Source organism: Sphingopyxis granuli (genome assembly GCF_001559015.1).
Classification (GTDB): domain Bacteria; phylum Pseudomonadota; class Alphaproteobacteria; order Sphingomonadales; family Sphingomonadaceae; genus Sphingopyxis; species Sphingopyxis granuli.
Genome location: NZ_CP012199.1, coordinates 21,002 through 38,585, shown reverse-complemented (window position 1 = coordinate 38,585; position 17,584 = coordinate 21,002). Strand labels below are relative to the sequence as shown.

General features: G+C 65.2%; 15 protein-coding genes. 4 read left to right on the top strand and 11 right to left on the bottom strand.

Annotated features, from left to right (window positions below):
- Positions 1 to 89 precede the first annotated feature (89 nt).
- The 5 genes from SGRAN_RS00160 to SGRAN_RS00140 all read right to left on the bottom strand — a co-directional run bounded on the left by SGRAN_RS00160 (position 90) and on the right by SGRAN_RS00140 (position 9,171).
- Entirely contained in the window at positions 90 to 1,535 is a 1,446-nt protein-coding gene (locus SGRAN_RS00160) for an efflux transporter outer membrane subunit (RefSeq protein ID WP_053555734.1), read from the bottom strand.
- The gene (locus SGRAN_RS00155) at positions 1,532 to 4,711 is read right to left on the bottom strand and encodes an efflux RND transporter permease subunit (protein WP_067179666.1); all 3,180 of its coding nucleotides are present in this window, start codon (positions 4,709 to 4,711) and stop codon (positions 1,532 to 1,534) included. Before SGRAN_RS00155 ends, SGRAN_RS00160 begins: the two co-directional genes overlap by 4 nt.
- The gene (locus tag SGRAN_RS00150) at positions 4,708 to 5,874 is read right to left on the bottom strand and encodes an efflux RND transporter periplasmic adaptor subunit (RefSeq protein ID WP_053555735.1); all 1,167 of its coding nucleotides are present in this window, start codon (positions 5,872 to 5,874) and stop codon (positions 4,708 to 4,710) included. Before SGRAN_RS00150 ends, SGRAN_RS00155 begins: the two co-directional genes overlap by 4 nt.
- 271 nt (positions 5,875 to 6,145) lie before the next feature.
- Positions 6,146 to 6,640 (bottom strand): Cu(I)-responsive transcriptional regulator, encoded by a 495-nt coding sequence (cueR, locus tag SGRAN_RS00145; protein ID WP_067179662.1) that lies wholly within the window; start codon positions 6,638 to 6,640, stop codon positions 6,146 to 6,148.
- Positions 6,637 to 9,171, bottom strand: coding sequence for a heavy metal translocating P-type ATPase (locus tag SGRAN_RS00140; protein WP_067179659.1), 2,535 nt, complete (start codon positions 9,169 to 9,171; stop codon positions 6,637 to 6,639). The genes cueR and SGRAN_RS00140 overlap by 4 nt, the downstream gene beginning before the upstream one ends.
- A 148-nt stretch (positions 9,172 to 9,319) precedes the next feature.
- Between SGRAN_RS00140 and SGRAN_RS00135 the strand changes: the two genes are divergently transcribed.
- Positions 9,320 to 9,529 (top strand): heavy-metal-associated domain-containing protein, encoded by a 210-nt coding sequence (locus tag SGRAN_RS00135; RefSeq protein ID WP_067179656.1) that lies wholly within the window; start codon positions 9,320 to 9,322, stop codon positions 9,527 to 9,529.
- 416 nt (positions 9,530 to 9,945) lie between these two features.
- Complete coding sequence (locus SGRAN_RS22450) at positions 9,946 to 10,113, top strand: DUF6771 family protein (RefSeq protein ID WP_172709592.1); 168 nt, start codon at positions 9,946 to 9,948, stop codon at positions 10,111 to 10,113.
- 9 nt (positions 10,114 to 10,122) lie between these two features.
- Here SGRAN_RS22450 and SGRAN_RS00125 read toward each other — a convergent pair whose 3' ends face one another.
- Together SGRAN_RS00125 and SGRAN_RS00120 are read right to left on the bottom strand one after the other, a co-directional pair.
- Positions 10,123 to 11,049, bottom strand: a complete 927-nt coding sequence (locus SGRAN_RS00125; RefSeq protein WP_053555740.1) for a HEPN domain-containing protein — start codon at positions 11,047 to 11,049, stop codon at positions 10,123 to 10,125.
- A gap of 63 nt (positions 11,050 to 11,112) precedes the next feature.
- Positions 11,113 to 12,054 carry a DUF2493 domain-containing protein gene (locus tag SGRAN_RS00120; protein ID WP_067179649.1) on the bottom strand — a complete coding sequence of 314 codons (942 nt, stop codon included), beginning with the start codon at positions 12,052 to 12,054 and terminating at the stop codon, positions 11,113 to 11,115.
- A 392-nt stretch (positions 12,055 to 12,446) separates the two neighbouring features.
- On the opposite strand from SGRAN_RS00120, the gene SGRAN_RS00115 reads away from it, so the two are divergent.
- Both SGRAN_RS00115 and SGRAN_RS00110 read left to right on the top strand, forming a co-directional pair.
- Complete coding sequence (locus SGRAN_RS00115; RefSeq protein ID WP_144423622.1) at positions 12,447 to 12,830, top strand: antitoxin Xre-like helix-turn-helix domain-containing protein; 384 nt, start codon at positions 12,447 to 12,449, stop codon at positions 12,828 to 12,830.
- 4 nt (positions 12,831 to 12,834) lie between these two features.
- Positions 12,835 to 13,524, top strand: coding sequence for an RES family NAD+ phosphorylase (locus tag SGRAN_RS00110; RefSeq protein WP_067179646.1), 690 nt, complete (start codon positions 12,835 to 12,837; stop codon positions 13,522 to 13,524).
- 49 nt (positions 13,525 to 13,573) lie between these two features.
- On the opposite strand, the gene SGRAN_RS00105 is transcribed toward SGRAN_RS00110, so the two are convergent.
- From SGRAN_RS00105 to SGRAN_RS00095, 4 genes are read right to left on the bottom strand one after another with little or no spacing between them, the layout of a single operon-like run.
- Positions 13,574 to 14,611: a DUF7146 domain-containing protein gene (locus tag SGRAN_RS00105; protein ID WP_067179643.1), complete on the bottom strand. Its 1,038-nt coding sequence runs from the start codon at positions 14,609 to 14,611 to the stop codon at positions 13,574 to 13,576.
- Positions 14,612 to 14,622: 11 nt separating this feature from the next.
- Positions 14,623 to 14,865, bottom strand: a complete 243-nt coding sequence (locus SGRAN_RS22030) for a hypothetical protein (protein WP_053555745.1) — start codon at positions 14,863 to 14,865, stop codon at positions 14,623 to 14,625.
- Positions 14,865 to 15,830: a M28 family peptidase gene (locus SGRAN_RS00100; RefSeq protein WP_053555746.1), complete on the bottom strand. Its 966-nt coding sequence runs from the start codon at positions 15,828 to 15,830 to the stop codon at positions 14,865 to 14,867. Before SGRAN_RS00100 ends, SGRAN_RS22030 begins: the two co-directional genes overlap by 1 nt.
- 4 nt (positions 15,831 to 15,834) lie before the next feature.
- Positions 15,835 to 17,433, bottom strand: a complete 1,599-nt coding sequence (locus SGRAN_RS00095; protein ID WP_053555747.1) for a hypothetical protein — start codon at positions 17,431 to 17,433, stop codon at positions 15,835 to 15,837.
- Between the last annotated feature and the right edge of the window lie 151 nt (positions 17,434 to 17,584).

Sequence of the window (17,584 nt, the reverse complement as noted above, 5' to 3'; positions counted from 1 at the left end):
GTTTTGGGCAGCGACTTCGCGGCTTGCTACGAGCTGGATCAGGTGCAAACCGGCCGCATTCCTATTATAATATTTACCTATTATAATATTTAATGGCCGAATGTACGCCCTCCGGTACAATTTGGACTGCCCACCCCTTCACAAACCTCCCAGCCCCCGCCGAGAGCGCGGTGGATTTCGACCACAGACAGGAGATGGTCTGTGCGCGCCGCGACGAGCGTGGCTTCGGCTTCGTAGAGGCTGCGTTCGGCATCGAGAACGTCCAGATATTGGCCTTCACCCTCGCGAAAGCGAACCGCCGCCATCCGCGCCGCCTCGCGGCTGGCGCCGACCTGCTGGTCGCGCATCGCAAGACCGGTCCGGATTGCACCATAGGCCGTCAGCGCGTCCTCGACATCGCGAAGGGCGATCAGGACGGTCCGGTGGTAATCGATCAGCGCCGCATCGGTGCGAGCATCGGCGACGCGGACTTGCGCGCGCAGACGCGGCATGTCGAACACACCCCAATCGAGGCTGGGGCCGCCAGCAAAAGCGACCGCACCGCCCGTGAACAGCGATTCAAACCCGCCAGCGAGGAGCCCAATGAAGCCGGACAGGCGTACCGTCGGAAACAGGTCGGCCTCGGCGACGCCACGCCGTGCGGTGGCGGCGGCGAGTGTGCGCTCGGCGGCGGCGATATCCGGCCGCCGCCGCAACAGATCGGCGGGGGCACCGACGCCGATCTGCGCAATATGCGGCAGGCTGGTTGTTGCAACGGCGGGACCGACAAAGTTTTGCGGCGTCTGGCCGAGTAGCACGGCAAGGGCGTGGCGCGCAGTGCCGATGCGTTGTTCGATCCCGGGCAGCGTCGCCTCGACCGCGGACAGCGCGGCCTCTGCGCGAACGACGTCAAAGCGTGCGCCAGCGCCAGCGCGTTCCAGCTTGCGCGTGACGTCGAGCGAGCGTCGCTGGGTTTCGATCTGGCGGTGCGCGATGGCAAGCGCGGCCTCGCTTCCGCGCAATTCGAAATAATGGCCGGCGACATCGGCGGTGACCGCTGCGCGGGCGGCGCGTAGCAGCGCTTCGGCGCCGCCGACCTCGGCCTCGGCGGCTTCGACCCCGCGGCGGACACGACCGAACAGGTCGACCTCCCAGCTAGCTTCTGCCCCGAGGCGCAATGCATCCCCTTCACGCGGCTGACCGCCCGGACGCTCAGCATCGGCCAGACGGCGACGCTGATAGGAGGCATCGACACCGCCGCCGGGAAGCCGTCCCGCACGCGATACGCCGGCGAGTGCGCGCGCCTCGTCGAGCCGCGCGACGGCGAGCCGCGCGTCGAGGTTCGCGGCGAGCGCCTCGGCGATCAAACTATCGAGCGCCGGATCGCCAAACTGGTGCCACCAGGCGGCCTCGGCAGACGTGCCGCCTATGCCCACCGGCTGTGCGGCATAGGCGCCGGGTGCCTCGATCGACGGCGGAACATAATTGGAGCCAGCGGTGGCGCACCCGGCAAGGCCAAGAAGAACGGCGGGCGAAAGTTTGGCGATCAATGTCATGGGGTCAATTCCTGCGGCTTGGTGTCCGGGTTTGAAGAGCGCCGCGCCGCGCGCCGCAGAACGACCTTGCGGATCACGACGTAGAAGAGCGGAGTCAGGAAGAGGCCGAAGAGTGTCACCCCGAGCATGCCGGCGAACACCGCAATGCCCATGGCCTGCCGCATTTCAGCGCCCGCCCCCGTGGCGATCGCCAGCGGAACCGCGCCGACAATGAAGGCGATCGACGTCATCAGGATCGGACGCAGCCTCAATCGGCAGGCCTCGAGCGCCGCGGCGAGCGGATCGAGACCTTCATGTTCCTGCGCGCGCGCAAACTCGACGATCAGGATCGCATTTTTCGCGGCCAGCCCCACCAGCACCACAAAGGCGATCTGCGTGAAGATGTTGATGTCGCCGCCGGTCAGCCAGACCCCGACAAGCGCGCTGAGCAGACACATGGGCACGATGAGCAGGACCGCAAGCGGCAGCGTCCAGCTGTTATATTGCGCCGCGAGGATCAGGAAGGCGAGCAGCACCGCGATCGGGAAGACGTAGAGGGCGGCGTTGCCCGCGGTCTTTTCCTGATAAGTGAGGTCGGTCCACTCGAATGTCATGCCCTCTGGCAGTTCGGCGCGCGCGATCCGTTCCATTGCTGCAACCGCCTGCCCCGAGCTGAAGCCCGGCGCGGGGCCGCCGCTAATATCGGCCGATGGAAAGCCGTTATAGTGGATGATGCGGTCCGGTCCGGCGCCCGGAGAGGTGGAGACCAGCGTCGCGAGCGGGACCATATCGCCCTGCGCGTTGCGGAGCTGAAGCCGCCCGACTGCATCGGGCTGGGCCCGCGCGTCGGCTTCGGCCTGTGCATAGACCTGATAGGTTCGGCCGAAGCGGTTGAAGTCGTTGACGTAGAGCGAGCCGAGATAGACCTGCATCGTCTCGAACACATCGGTCATCGCGACGCCTTGGGCCGCGGCCTTGGTCCGGTCGACATCGACCGAAAGTTCGGGCGAGGCAACATTATAGCTGGTCATCAGCCCGGCGAGCGCGGGTTCCTTGGCGGCGGCAGCCATCACCTTGGCGTTGGCTGCCGCTAGCGCCTCGTAGCCCGCGCCGGAACGATCCTCGATCTGCATCTTGAACCCGCCGGTGGCGCCGAGGCCGGGAACCGGCGGCGGCGGGAATATGCCGACGAAGCCGTCGGGGACTGCCGCATATTTGCCCTGCAGCCGCCCGGCGATTGCGCCGGCCGCCATGTCCGGCGACGTGCGCTCGGAAAAAGGATCGAGCATCACGAACATGACGGCGGCGTTGGGCACGTTGACGAAGCCGTTGATCGACAGGCCCGGAAAAGCGACGACGCTTTCGACGCCGGACTCGGCCAGTGCGATCTTCGAGACCTGTTCGGCCACCGCCTGGGTACGATCGAGCGACGCGCCGTTCGGCAACTGCACGATGCCGACGAGATAATATTTGTCCTGCGCGGGCACGAAACCGGCGGGCAGCTTGTCAAAGGCGAACCAGGTCAGGCCGAGCAACCCGGCATAGGTCAGTCCCGCGACCGCACCCCGCCGGATGACGCGCTGCACGCCACCGACATAGGCGAGCGAGCCGCGATCGAAGGCGCGATTGAACGGCCGGAACAGCCAACCAAAGCCCTTGTCGATCGCACGTTGGAGGCTGTCGCGCGGCGCATCATGACGCTTGAGCAGTATCGCGGCGAGTGCGGGCGACAGCGTCAGCGAGTTCACCGCCGACAAGATGGTCGAGATCGCGACGGTGAGCGCGAACTGGCGATAAAATTCGCCCTGCAACCCGCCCAGAAAGGCTGTGGGAATGAAGACCGCGGCGAGAACCGAGGTGATCGCGATGATCGGGCCGGTGACCTCCGCCATCGCTTTACGCGCGGCCTCGCGCGGAGATTCGCCAAGCCCGATATGACGCTCGACATTCTCGACAACGACAATCGCGTCATCGACGACGATGCCGATCGAGAGCACCAGCCCGAACAGCGATAGCGTGTTCAGCGAAAAACCGAACACATACATGACCGCCAATGTCCCGACCAACGAGACGGGCACCGCGACAAGCGGAATGATCGACGCGCGCCAGGTCTGGAGGAAGAGGATCACAACGAGGACGACGAGCAGGGTCGCCTCGATCAGCGTGACGATCACGCTTTCGATCGAAGCCTTGACAAAGATCGTCGGATCATAAGCGATGCGATGAACCAGCCCGTCGGGAAACTCGCCCGAGAGGCGGTCCATCGTCGCCCGGACCTCGGCCGCGGTGTCGAGCGCGTTGGCGCCGGGGCTTTGCAATATCTGCAGCGCGATCGCGGGTTCGCCGTCGAGCAGCGAACGCAGCGCATAATCATTGGCGCCCATTTCGATCCGGGCGACCTCACCGAGCCGGGTGAGCTGGCCGTCGGCACCAGTCTTGACGACAATCGCAGCAAATTCTTCCTCGGTCGCAAGGCGGCCCTTCACGTCGAGCGCGACCTGTTGCGCGGCGGCGGGGTTCGGCTGCCGCCCGACGCTGCCCGCGGCGACTTCGACATTCTGCGCGCGGATCGCGGCGACGATATCGCTCGCGGTCAACCCGCGCGAAGCGATCCGCGCCGGGTCGAGCCAGACGCGCATCGAATATTCACCGGCACCCCACACGACCACGTCGGCGATGCCGGGGATGCGCGCGATTTCGTCGCGGACCTGAAGCAGCGCATAGTTGGAGATGAAGAGCGGGTCATAGCGCTTCGATGGCGACAGAAGATGCACCACCATCAGCGCGTCGGGTGCAACCTTCTGTGTGGTGACGCCGAGCCGCTGCACCGTCTCGGGCAGTCGTGGCAGTGCGCGCGATACGCGGTTCTGGACCTGAACCTGCGCGATGTCGGGATCGATCCCTTGCGCGAAGGTGACCGTGAGCGTCATCCGGCCGTCGGTGGCGGCCTGGCTCGACATATAGAGCATGCCCTCGACGCCGTTGACCGCCTGTTCGATCGGACTGGCGACGGTTTCGGCGATAACCTCGGGCGAGGCGCCCGGATAGGCCGCGGCAACGGTCACCGTCGGCGGCGCGACCGCCGGATATTCGCTGAGCGGTAGCCGGAGGAGCGCGAGCAGCCCGGCAATCAGCAGGAGCACCGACAGCACGATCGCGAAGATCGGCCGGTCGATGAAGAAGCGGGGGAAGTTCATCGTGCCGGCTCCCGCTGGACGCTGGTTTTCTGCATGCCATTGCCGCGCGGCATCGAGACGATCCTGGGTTTGACCGCCATGCCGGGGCCAGCCAGCCCCTTGACGACGACGCGGTCGCCGGGCCGCAAGCCCGTCTCGACGACGCGCAGGCCATCGACGATGGGGCCGAGCGTCACGGGCCGATATTCGGTCATATTCTTTGCGCCCAGCACGAGGACAAAGCGCCGCCCCTGTTCGACACCGATCGCGATGTCGCTGACGAGGATCGCGGACCGGGCCTTGTCGGTCGCGACATCGACTTCGGCGAACAGGCCGGGCGCCAGACGGCCACCCGGATTGGGCAGGACCGCGCGCGCGCGGATCGTCCCCGTCGCACGGTCGAGACGGTTGCCGATGAAGTCCAGCCGCGCCATTCGGGTGCTGCCGTCTTCGAGGCGGACGCCGACCTTGGCCTCGGCGCCCTGACCGCGGCGGTCGGCGAGCGAGCGAAGATAGGTCGCCTCGTCGACGTCGAATTCGACGTGGAGCGGATCGACCGAGACGATGGTGGTGAGCGGCGTCGCCGTCTCGCCGCCGGCAACCAGATTGCCGCGGGTGACGAGAATCTGGCCGACCCGGCCCGCGATGGGCGCTTCGACGCCGGCATAGCGAAGGTCGAGCGCCGCGAGCCGTTCGGCCGCACGCGCCGACGCAACCTGCGCTTCACGTTCACGCAAGGTCGCGGTCGTCACGTCCGAACGCTCGCGCCCGGCGACACCTTCGGCGACGAGCCGTCGGGCGCGCACATCCTCGGCCTGCGCGAGTCCCAGCCGCGCCTCGGCTTCACGCGTCGCCGCGCGGGCTGCGGCGTGCCGCGCCGCGAAGGGCGCATTATCGAGGCGAAAAAGAATCTGCCCGCGCCGGACAATCTGCCCCTCGGGAACGCTGACGTCGGCAATATAGCCCGAGACGCGCGGTTTGAGTTCGACCGTCTCGACCGCAGTCAGGCGTCCGTTATAGGTGGAGCGCGGCACATGGTCCTGCACGACGACTGATGCCGCCAGAACCATCGGCGGCCCCGGCGCAGCGGCCTGCTCGCCGCCTTCCGGCCCGCGCACCCAAAGCACCACGAGCCCCGTCGCCAATATCGCGCCCAGCGCCGCGGCGACCCTCGATTTTCGCATCTCAACCTCCGAATCCGTGCTCGCCGATCCGGATGGATGGCGAGCTCATATTTCGGGGGTGCGGTTTTCCATCGTTGGAGGGTCAAGAGATTTTCTTCGTCGGCGTCGAATGCGCATGAACCCGTAGAAGACACCGCGCCTGTTGGTAGGCGGAGCTCTGCTGCAACAGTAATCCGGCGTGCGGCGACCGCGTTGGCCAAGGCTATGTCCCGCGAAGAATCAGGAAAAGCTCCTCCGCATACGGAAGGGCCAAATGATCCCGAGGCCAGGGCTAGTGCGTGCGGTTCGACGAACCCGCGGCATGGCGCCGGGCGGATTGTCCGCCGGACCTGCCGAAGCGCCGGGGTTCGCGCGGTTGGAGGCGCGGCATCGCATCCCCCTCTTCCGCCAGCCCCTCGATGATCGGGCAATCGGGCCTGTCGTCACCGTGGCAATGATTGGCAAGCGTCTCAAGCGTCCGCACCATGGCTTCGATCTCGGCCATTTTTTCCTTGAGCCGCTCGATATGTTCGAGCGCGAAAGCCTTGACGTCGGCGCTGGCGCGGCTTCGGTCGGACCAGAGGCCCAGCAGCTCGCCGATCTGCTCCACGGTAAAGCCAAGATCACGCGCGCGCCGGATGAAGCGCAGGCGGTGCACGTCGGCGTCGTCATAGTCGCGGTAGCCCGAGTCCTGACGCGCAACCTTGGGGATGAGACCCGTCTGCTCGTAATAACGGATCATCTTTGGAGAGACGCCCGATATTTTCGCGGCGCGGCCGATGTTCATGCCGCCTCTCCTTCTTTTCCCTTGTTGGCGGCGATCACCGGCCGGAAGGTCTTCAACCTGAGTGCGTTGCTTAGCACGAAGACGCTCGACAACGCCATCGCGCCGGCGGCGAACACCGGCGACAGCAACGTGCCGTTCAACGGATAGAGCGCGCCCGCTGCCACAGGGATCAGCGCCGCATTATAGCCGAACGCCCAGAACAGATTCTGCTGGATGTTCCGGATCGTCGCCTTCGACAGCGCGATCGCATTCACCACGCCGCGCAGGTCGCCCGACATCAGCACCACGTCGGCGGACTCGATCGCGACATCGGTGCCCGTGCCGATCGCAAGGCCGACGTCGGCCTCGGCGAGCGCGGGGGCATCATTGATGCCGTCGCCGACGAACGCCACCTTGCGGCCGCCCGCACGAAGCCGGTTGATCGCATCGACCTTTCCGTCGGGAAGCACTTCGCCGACGACTTCATCGATCCCGAGCGTGCGCGCCACAGCATCTGCGGTCGCCTGATTGTCACCAGTGATTATCGCGACCTTGAGCCCGAGATCATGCAGCGCGCGGATCGCTTCCGGCGTCGTCTCCTTGACCGGATCGGCGACCGCGATCACCGCCGCGAGCTTGCCGTCGATCGCGGCATAGAGCGGCGACCGGCCCATCGCCCCGAGTTCACTGGCCTTGGCGGCAAAGGCTGAGACATCGTGCCCCAACCTGATCATGAAGCGGTCGGCACCGACCTGGACCTCACGGCCGCCGACCTTCGCCGATACGCCGTAACCGGGAATGGCTTCGAACGTCGCGGGCGATGACACGTCAAGCCCCCGCGCGGCCGCGGCTGCCACGATGGCTTCGGCAATCGGATGCTCGGACTGACTTTCGACGCTGGCGACCAGCGCCAATACTTCCTCACTCCCGAAGCCTGCGGCCGGTTCAAGGTCGGTCAGCTCGGGGCGGCCCTTGGTCAGCGTGCCGGTCTTGTCGAGCGCCACGACCGTCACGTCGCGTAGCGTCTGGAGCGCTTCACCCTTGCGGAACAACACGCCTAGCTCGGCAGCGCGCCCAGTTCCGACCATGATCGACGTCGGGGTCGCGAGACCCATCGCGCACGGGCAGGCGATGATCAGCACCGCGACCGCATTCACCAACGCAAAGGTCAACGCCGGATCGGGGCCGAAGAAAAGCCAGATCATGAAGGTCAGTCCTGCGATCCCCATCACCGCGGGGACGAACCAGGCGGTGACCTTGTCGACCATTGCCTGGATCGGCAGCTTCGACCCTTGCGCCTGCTCGACCATGCGGATGATCTGGGCCAGAACGGTGTCGGCGCCGACCTTGGTCGCGCGGAAGGTGAAGGCGCCGGTCTTGTTGATCGTACCGCCGACGACGGCCGCGCCTGCGGTCTTGGCCACGGGGACCGGCTCGCCGGTGATCATCGACTCGTCGACCCAGGAACTGCCATCAACGACCTCGCCATCGACCGGCACGCGCTCGCCCGGACGGACCTGGACGATGTCGCCGGTTCGGACGTCGGCGAGCGCGACTTCCAGCGCCGTGCCATCGCGCACGACGCGCGCGGTTTTCGCCTGAAGCCCGACCAGCCGCTTGATCGCCTCCGACGTCCGCCCCTTCGCCTTGGCCTCGAGGTAGCGACCGAGCAGGATCAGCGCGACGATCACCGCCGCGGCTTCATAATAGACGTTGGCGGTGCCGGGCGGCAGGACGCCGGGGGCAAAGGTCGCGACGAGCGAATAGCCCCAAGCGGCGCTTGTCCCCAGCGTGACGAGCGAGTTCATATCAGGGGTGCCGCGCAGGATCGCGGGAATGCCCTTCTGGAAAAAGCGCAGCCCGGGCCCGAAGAGCACCAGTGTGGTGAGGACGAACTGGATCAGCCAGCTCGCCTGCATCCCGATCGTACCCATGACGAAATCATGGACGGCGGGGATGAGGTGCGAGCCCATCTCCAACACGAACACCGGCAACGCCAGCGTCGCGGCGAGAAACAGCGAACGGCGCAGGCTATCAAGTTCCTGCTCGCGCGCCGAAGCGTCCTGATCGGTTGACGCGCCGTCGCCTTCGATCCGGCGCGGTTCATAACCGGCACCGCTGATCGCGGCTTCCAGATCGTCCAGAGACGCGATGCTGCTGCGGTAGCGGATGCTGGCCTTTTCGGTTGCCAGATTGACGGTGGCGGTGATGACTCCCGGCACCTTGGACAGCGCCATTTCGACGTGACCGACGCATGAGGCGCAGGTCATGCCCGCGACGCCGATTTCCACATCGGCCTCGGGCACCGCGTAACCAGCGCGCTCGATCGCCTGCACGACGGAATGCGGGTCCGATGCACCTGTGAAGGTCACATCGGCGCGCTCGGTTGCCAGATTGACGCTGACCCCGCTCACGCCCGGCAGTTTGGCGATCGCTTTTTCGACATGGCCGACACATGAGGCACAGGTCATGCCCGCGACGGCGAGATTCAGCCGTTCCGGCTCGGCAACAGGGCCGCCGCTTTTCCGCGGCAATTCGATAATATCGGACATGACAGCTTCTCCGGATTTGCTCATTTGACCGGATTGTGCGGCTTCCAACGATGGGAAGGTCAAGGGGAGAAAAAAGGGCGCGCCCGGACTTGACCTTGTCACGATGGCAAGCCCCATCTTCGGACTTCAATCGAAGTTTGGAGATACTATGACGATCCGTTTCAATATCCCCGGGATGACATGCGGCGGCTGCGCGCGCTCGATCACCAAAGCGATCCAGGGCATCGATACCGCGGCCAAGGTCGAAACCGACATTTCCGAAAGGCGGGTGAGCGTCGAGACCGGCGCGGACAGCGCGGACAGCGCGGCGCTCATCGCGGCGATCCGCGAAGCCGGCTATGAAGCGCAGACGGCATAGGAAGGGCACGCCAAGAAACTGATCAACCCGAGGAAATAGAACCAGATCTGGTTCCAGTTCGCCTTTCGTCCAAGGTCTCGGCGGCTATATTCTCCTTTCCATTTTCTGGCTGGAGAATGAATTTGCGACATTCCGCTATCCTGTTGCTCGGGCTCAGCCTGGCCGCCTGCGGCCAAAGCGAGCCGCGCAGCACCTAATATTTCGAGGCGAATATCGACGAGGCGCGAAAGGTGGTCGCCGACTGCCGGGCCGGCTCGACGCGCGGCGACGAATGCACGAACGCGGACGTCGCGGTGCAGACGGTCGAAGGCCGCGAGCGCTTCAAGCGGTTCCTAGGCAAGGATTAAGACAGGACACGATCGCCGCACCTAACCGTTGGCGATTGCGTGTCGGGCGCGCTTCGATATAGCGCCGGGATGACCGATGAACTGACCAGCATCGTCCTGCGCGCCGTCGAACGGGCTCCGCAATGGGTCCGCCGCGCCCTGGAATCGAAAGATCATGTCGCCCGCATTCAGGCCGAGGAATCGCTCGCCGCTATGATCGCCGACGCGCTGCGAAAGGCGGAAAGCACCCCTGACTAGCCCCGGCGATCACGCCGGGCGGCACTGCTCCTCAAGCTCGGCGATGCGCTCCGAGCAAATCGCGTGGACTGCGCGCCCCAGTTCCTCGACGCAGCCGCCGAGCCAAAGAAGCTCCTCCTCGGTGATGCGGTAATGCTTCGAGTAGCGCGCCTTAACATAGGCTTCCTTGAGCTTCTCGAAGCGCGCACGATCGGCGCGGGTCTCGCGCGGCCAGACGTTCACCAGCCGCATATCGATACGCTCGGCCTGCGTTCGTAAGAAACCAAGATTGTGAACGTAAGGCGTGTAGAAAGTGCAGACTAGCAGAGCCCCATGATAGAGGCTCTCGGTGGCTTGGTGCAGCAAAAACGCTGCTTTTTTGTAACTCCGTCGGCCGACGTAAAACCTGTATCCTTCTAAAAACTCCGCCGCGCCCGGAATCCACTCTTCGAAATATTCCTTTGCCATCGCCAGCGCCTGCTCGGGCGTCTTCGGCTTCGGCTTGTGCAATTCCTTGTCGTCATATGCGTAGAGCGCGATTCCGTCCTTCGCGACGTCCATGAAGAAATAGCGCCCATGCGCGAGCCCGTCATTCACCTCCTGCAGCGTATGAACGATGAAGTTCACCGGCGTGTGCAGCGTTTTGTCGATCGCAAGCTCGCGGATGAGCCGGTCCTCGAGCTTCAGCCAGAAATCGACCCGCTCGGTCAGGCGCTTGTCGTTGACGATGATGAGGAGGTCGAAATCCGACCGATAGCCCTTGGCGGTATGCGGCTCGTCGACCCAGCCGCCGCGGGCATAGCTGCCGTAGAGGATCAGCTTGTCGATCCGGCCCTTCTTCTTCCAGCTCATCGTCGCCAGCGCGATCGCATCCTCGAATTCTTCGAAGATGATCGCCTTCACGCGCTCGAGCTCGCGCTGCTTGTTCGGCGGTAGATGATCGAGATCGGTTCGCATGGCTATTCTCACCCTGTAATTCCGCTCGCCCGATGGCAAGCGCTGTTGCAGTCAAATTTGCCGTCAACTTGCGGGCGGCACGCGAAAATCCCAGACGGGGATGCCGAACGCCCGCGCCTTGTCGACGAGATTGTCTTGGATGCCGGTGCCCGAGAAGACGACCAGCCCGGCGGGCATCGCGTCGATCATCCGGTCGTTGCGCTTGAACGGGGCCGCCTTCTTGTGGCGGTTCCAGTCGGGCCGGAAAGCGACCTGCGGCACGCGGCGGGTATCCGCCCAGCAGGCGGCGGCGCGCTCGGCCCCGGTGGGCGTTGCGCCATGCATCAGCACCATGTCGGGGTGGCGGGCATGGATACGATCGAGCGCGGCCCAGATATGCTGATGATCATTGCAGGCGGGACCGCCGCTGAAGGCGACGCGCGTGCCTTCGGGGATCAGCGCCGCGGCCTTTTCGCGGAGCCGCTTGTCGAGGAAATCGCGGCTGTCGATCATCGACGCAGTCAGCGTCTTATGCTGCGCGCGCGATCCGGTGCGCGGCATCCAGGCTTTGCGGACATGAAGGCGGAACTGCTCGGCGGCGCATTCGCGGAAGAACTCCATGGTGTCGCGGCGCTCGATCAGCGTGATGCCTTCGGCGATCTTGCGCTCGAGTTCGACCGAGCGGATTTCGCTGCCGTCCTGCTCGCGCTGCTGCTCGCGCTGCGCTTGCTCGTTGCGATCGAGATCGCGTTCGATCCGCTCGCCGGCACGGTGAAAGATATTGACGATGTTCCAGAGCAGGTCTTCAAGATCCGGCTCGATGCGCGTGTCGACGAGGCAGCCGGCCATCGCGTCGAAGATGTCGGCTACGGCGCCGCCGGCGAGGCGGTAGTCGGGAAGCGGCCTGCCATCGGGCTCGTCCTCATAGGGACGGTGACCGTAAAGCTGCATTTCCTGAAAAAGATAAGCGCTGGCGCCGGGTTCATGCGGCTCGCCGCGTTCGGGAAGGTCGGACAGGTCGGTCATGGCGTCTCTCGCATCTGGTGGCCGCGCCTCTCGCGGCCTTCGCGGCGACGCCTCCGCGGCGGCGGGTGCGGGTCCGCACCGCACGGGCGGAGCCCGGGCGGCCGAAGCGCAGCGAAGGATGGCGGGCGAAGGCTATTTTGCCTCGCGATGCAAAGGGGCAGAGCCCCGGCGGAAAATAGCCGCACGCCAGGCCATTGCGAGGCCCGCGCGCGCTGCCGCAGTCGCCCTCCAGCGAAGGCCGGAGGCGCGGGCTCTGCCGGGATGGGGCGAAGACCAACCTGTTCGCCCGGAGGATGGTGGCCCCGGTCAAGGGCGCGAGCCAGTGTATCTTTTCGGATGAAATATTGACTTTTGTTCAATAAAGGAACATATGGACCATGAAGGAGCCCGACATGGCAACGGCATTGGCAAAGACGATCGACCGGAAGGATCTTACCGGCCCGGCGCTGCGCACCTTTTTCAACATCGCCGAGGCGTGGAAGCTCAGCGAAAGCGAGCAGATGGCGGTCCTGGGGCTCGACAGCCGTTCGACGCTGCATAATTGGAAACGCGGCGAGGTCGCGGCGCTTTCGAAGGATGCGCTCGAGCGGATTTCCTATGTCATGGGCATCTACAAGGGCTTGCAGATCCTCGTGCCGCAGACCGCGGACGAATGGGTCCGCAAGCCGAACAAGGCGAAGAGCTTCGCTGGCAAGTCCGCCCTCGACCGGATGGTGTCCGGCAATGTCTCGGACCTTTATGTCGTGCGGCAATATATCGACGGGCAGCGCGGCTAAGCCCATGCCGCTCGACATTCCGGTGGCGGCGACGAGCTGGACGCCCTGCTACCGCATCATCCCCAGCCGCTTCCCGCCGATCGGCCTGTTCGAGAAGGTCGCCGATCCGGACGATCTCGAGGCGGTCTTCCAGATCGAGGCGATGACCAACGATCGCCTCCGCGACGAAGTCGGCGTGCTCGCGCTCGTGCCGCCCGAGGACCGTGTTTCGGGTCCCGGCACGACACCGATCATGGCGGCCTTCACCCATCTCAATCCCGAGGGCAGCCGTTTTACCGACGGCAGCTTCGGCGTCTTTTATGCGGGCCTGACGCTGGACACCGCGATCGCGGAAACGCGGCACCACCGCGCCAGATTTCTCGCCGCGACCGACGAGCCCGCCCAGGAGATCGACATGCGCGTCTATGCCATCGACCTCGAGGCCGGTCTCCACGACATTCGCGGTCTCGCGGACAGCCACGCGCATCTCTACGATCCCGACAGCTATATCCATGCCCAAGGGCTCGGGGCCGAACTGCGCGATGCGGGCTCGGACGGCATCCTCTATCAGAGCGTCCGCCATCCCGGCGGCGAATGCGCCGCTGCCTTCCGGCCGCGCCTCCTGTCCAATTGCCGGCAGGAACGGCATCTCTGCTATATGTGGGACGGCACGGCCATCACGACCATCTATGAAAAGAAGAGCCTCGATAGCTGAAAGAGCGCGATCGCGTCCTAGCCCCGAGCCGAACCCATTTCGTCAGCGATCATCGTCCAAGAAATCTCGCCGCGTCGACCGGCGTCAACTGCGGCCGCAAGTTTTCCGCCAGCCGCGCCGAGCCGAAGCGGCGAAGATCGGTGTTGAGATCGTCACGCTGCGGCTCGAGCGGGTGGACCGCGATGCCGAGCGGCAAGGCGCGTTCGTTCAGCGCCGCCCAGGCGGCGCGCCCGGCGGGATCATCCTCGCGCGCGACATAGAGCCGCCGCAGGCCTGCCGGAAACAGAAGTGCCGCAAGATGGGCGGCGGAGAGACCGGCCACGAGCGGCAATGCTGGAGCGACCTCGCGCAGTGACAACATGGTCTCGATGCCCTCGCCGAAGGCCATGACGTCTCCCGCCAGCCCGAAGCGCACGCCATGCCCCAGGAGATGTCCCATCGCGCGGCGCGGATAGGCCATCGGCGCCTTGGCCGGCCGTGCCGGATCGAGCCAGGTGCGATGGACGCCGGTGAGCGAGCCGCCCAAATCGGTCACCGCCGCGATCATCGCCGGGAATGCCGGCTTGACCGAAGGGGCATCCTCGTCGGACCGGCGATAATAACAATGCGGATGATATCGCAGCGCCGGCAAATCCCCGCCACGCCGAAGCGCGCGGTCCGCGAGGTAGGTTCGCACCAGCGTCCCGGCGATGGGATTGGATGCCGCCCAAAGCCGCGCGGCCGCCTCCCTGCTTCCCGGGCTCGCCCGCCGCGGACGCGGGTTGCGCTTCACCGGATCAGGCGGAGGCAGGCTCAGGAAGCGCCGCGCCTCGGCAAGCGTGTCGCCGAGGCTCATATGCGCGCAGCTCGCGGCGATGATGTCGAGCAGATCGCCATGATCGCCGGTCGCCGCATCGGTCCATTTTCCGGCGCGCGGCTTGCTCTCGCTGCCGCTGAGGCGGACGTAGAGACTTCGCCCCGGTGCATTATGCACATCGCCGACCAGCCAATAATGGCCTTCGCGGCGACCGTTCGAGAGATAGTGGCGGCACACCGCCTCGGCATTCTCACCGAGACGGCGCGCAAGTTCACGGGCTGGGCTTTCCATGCGGGGCTCCTTCAGGCGGCCTTGCGATCCGAGACCCGCTCAATCGGAAACCGATCGACGAGCCGCGCGAACACATCGGCGCCAGCAGCCCCTGCCGGCACGTAGAGCTTCAATTTCTGTGCGCCGATGACCAAAATCAAGCCCATCGCCCCGATCAGGCGACGGCGATACCATCGAAATGGCGCAATTCGGTGGGCGCGCGTCGATAGGGCGCACGATTTGCCCGTCGGCGGCAGGGGCCGCAGGTTAGGCATCAGGACGCCATCAGCGGACGATAACCTCCATCCTCGTCCATCTCCTCGGCCCACAGCGCCATCTGGAAATCATCGTAGGAGACGCCGCATTGCTCAAGCATCCAGGCCGCAAGGTCCGGATGATCGGCAACCGCTTCGGCGAAACTGTCGCAGCGACCGCGACCCCGGTCGAACCACCAGCGATCATCGTCCTCCCGGACGGCAGGATCGCGTTCGATCACCAGCCGCGACGCATCGAGCTCGAGCATCGCGGCGAGCAGCTTCTCGCAATGAACGACATCGAGCGTCTCACGCGGTCCGTGCTGGCGTTCATAGCCGACCGACAGGTTGGTGCATTCGGGGATGATGCCCGCATATTCATTGGTGTCGGTATAGACCCCCGTGTCGTCGGGCGCGTAACGGAAGCCCGCGTTCTGCTGGTTGAGTGCCGACGCGAGGCTCGTCGCAAAGGCGTCGGAGCAGGTCCGGCCATAGCTTTGATGGGTGATGACATCGCCGAGCCCGGCGCGGTCGAAGGCGATCGCCGCATCGATATTCGCGAGCAGTTCGGGCGTATGGCGCTCGATCCAGCGCGACCCGAGACAGCCCTGCTCCTCGCCGCGATGGAAGAGGTAGAGGCCAGGACACGCGGCCGCGATCATGCCGAGCATGATCCACAGCCCCGCGCCGTCGTCGGCGCCGAGCGACATGCCAGCCTTGCCGTCGCAGAGATGCGCGACGCCATGCGCGTCGATGCCCACCGCCTGCGCTCCGCCCACCGCTGCGACCGTGTCGACATGGCAGCTCCACAGGGTGCGGGGACGACCCCCAATGGTGATCATCCGGTTGCCGAAGGCATCGGAACGCATGCCGGGAATCCGGTCGAGATATTCGCGGCAGAAGGCGCGTTCGGTGGCGCTGTCATGGGGCCGCGCCCAGGACAGGATTTCGAGCAGGCCGGCCCGGCCCGTCAGTTCATAGTTCATGGGATCAGGCTCCTGTATGCGAGGGGGTAGCGGCAGGGGCTGAGGCGCCTGCAGCGGCAGGGACGAGGCTATCGGCTAGCCCCGGTGCTTCGAGAGAATTGCGGTGCGCGCGCCCACAATTGCAGGGTTCGAAAGGCTGGCGACGCAAGGTTTCGAGGCGAAGGCGCTCCGCTTCCTCCCGCTCGCGCCTCAGCCGCTCGTCGCGGGCACGCTCCCCGGCCGCCTGCCATTTGGCGACCTCGATCGCGATCGCGGCCATTTCATATCGAAACCAGTCATGGGCGAGGACATGGGCGTTGGCGAGCGACGGGTCGTCATCGTCGAAGGGCTCGGGAAGATGATCGGCGCAGAGCCATTCGCCATGATATTCGGTGAGATCGTCGGCGTGGAACCATTGGCCGGAGGCGTCGCACCGGCGGCAGCAGCTTTCGATCCACCATTCGCCGCGATCGTCGAGATAGACCGCGCCAAATGCTTCCACATCGTCTTCGAGAACATCATGCTCGTCGCCATCGGCGAGAACCGTGATGAAGGTTTCGGCGTCGCTGTACGAGCGCCCGTTGTGATCACAGAAGACGGAGTGATCGGTGAAGCAGCTGTAGCACCACTCTTCCGATGAGCCGTCGCGGTAATAGACCTCGTCGTGCGCGGTCGTTTCGCGGTCGCACCGCGGGCAGTACCAGCATCGATTTCCGAGCCCATTGGTGTTCTCGGACGGGATGCTGCCGCGTCCGATGATGAGATATTCGCCATCGTCAGCGAGGTCATCGCCCGCATCGATATAGGGAACGACGAAGCTGTCGCCGTCGACGATCCGCCGGATGCGCGCGCCGTTCAGCCCGCCCTTGGCGTAGCCGGCATTTTCGAGAAGCAACCTGAGGCGCGACACATCGCCATAGAGGCTGGTGTAGATCTTGCGCTCGGGCCACACCACGCTGCGCGCCCGGGCATCGTCACGAGGTCCGATATAGGCGATGGCCGTATCGGGACCGGCATAGACGCGCGTCGGGTGACAGAAGCTGTCGAACTCGCTTGCGTCATGCGCCATGCAGCTACCGGGACCGCCGACATAGACATCTTCGATCTCATCGGCATCCTGGGTGATCTTGAGCGCATCTTCCTCGAGCTGCACCGAGAGCCGGGCGCACCAGCCCTCGATCGCATTGTTGTCGAGATGAGCCGAGAAGAAGCGATGGAGGTAGCGGCCGGGTGACATCACGAGCTGGCGGTCGATCTGGCCCTTGGCGGCATTTTCGGTGAAGGCGATCTTGCCGGCCTGCTCGGTCGAGACATGGCAGAAATGCTCGTCGTGCTTTTCCCGGTACCAGGGCTCGTCGTGCCAGGGCGTCGGCGCATAGCTGCCGTCGGCGAAGCGCAGCTTCTCGCGGACCGGCCAGTCGACATCGCCGATATCGGCGCCGGCAAGCGCGATACGAAGCTGCACATCGGGCGCGCGGAGGAGCAGTTGCTTCCGCGCTGCTTCGGCTTCCTCGAAGGAGGGCCAGAGATATTGCTGGTCGCCGTTGGGCGCGAAAATGAATTCGATCGTGATCGGCCGCCACTCGGCTTCCGAGTGCGGACACAAGATTTGGAACTGTGCCATGGACATGACTCCACGCAGCCGCGCGCGTCCCCCGGAGCGGAGGCGCGGGCTGGATTGTTGGGAAATGGCGCAGGGTCGGCGAGGGTCCGGCATCAGCGCCCTGGCTGGGGGCGATGGTCGGTCTCGGGTCGCTTCAAGCCGCCCAAGGGCG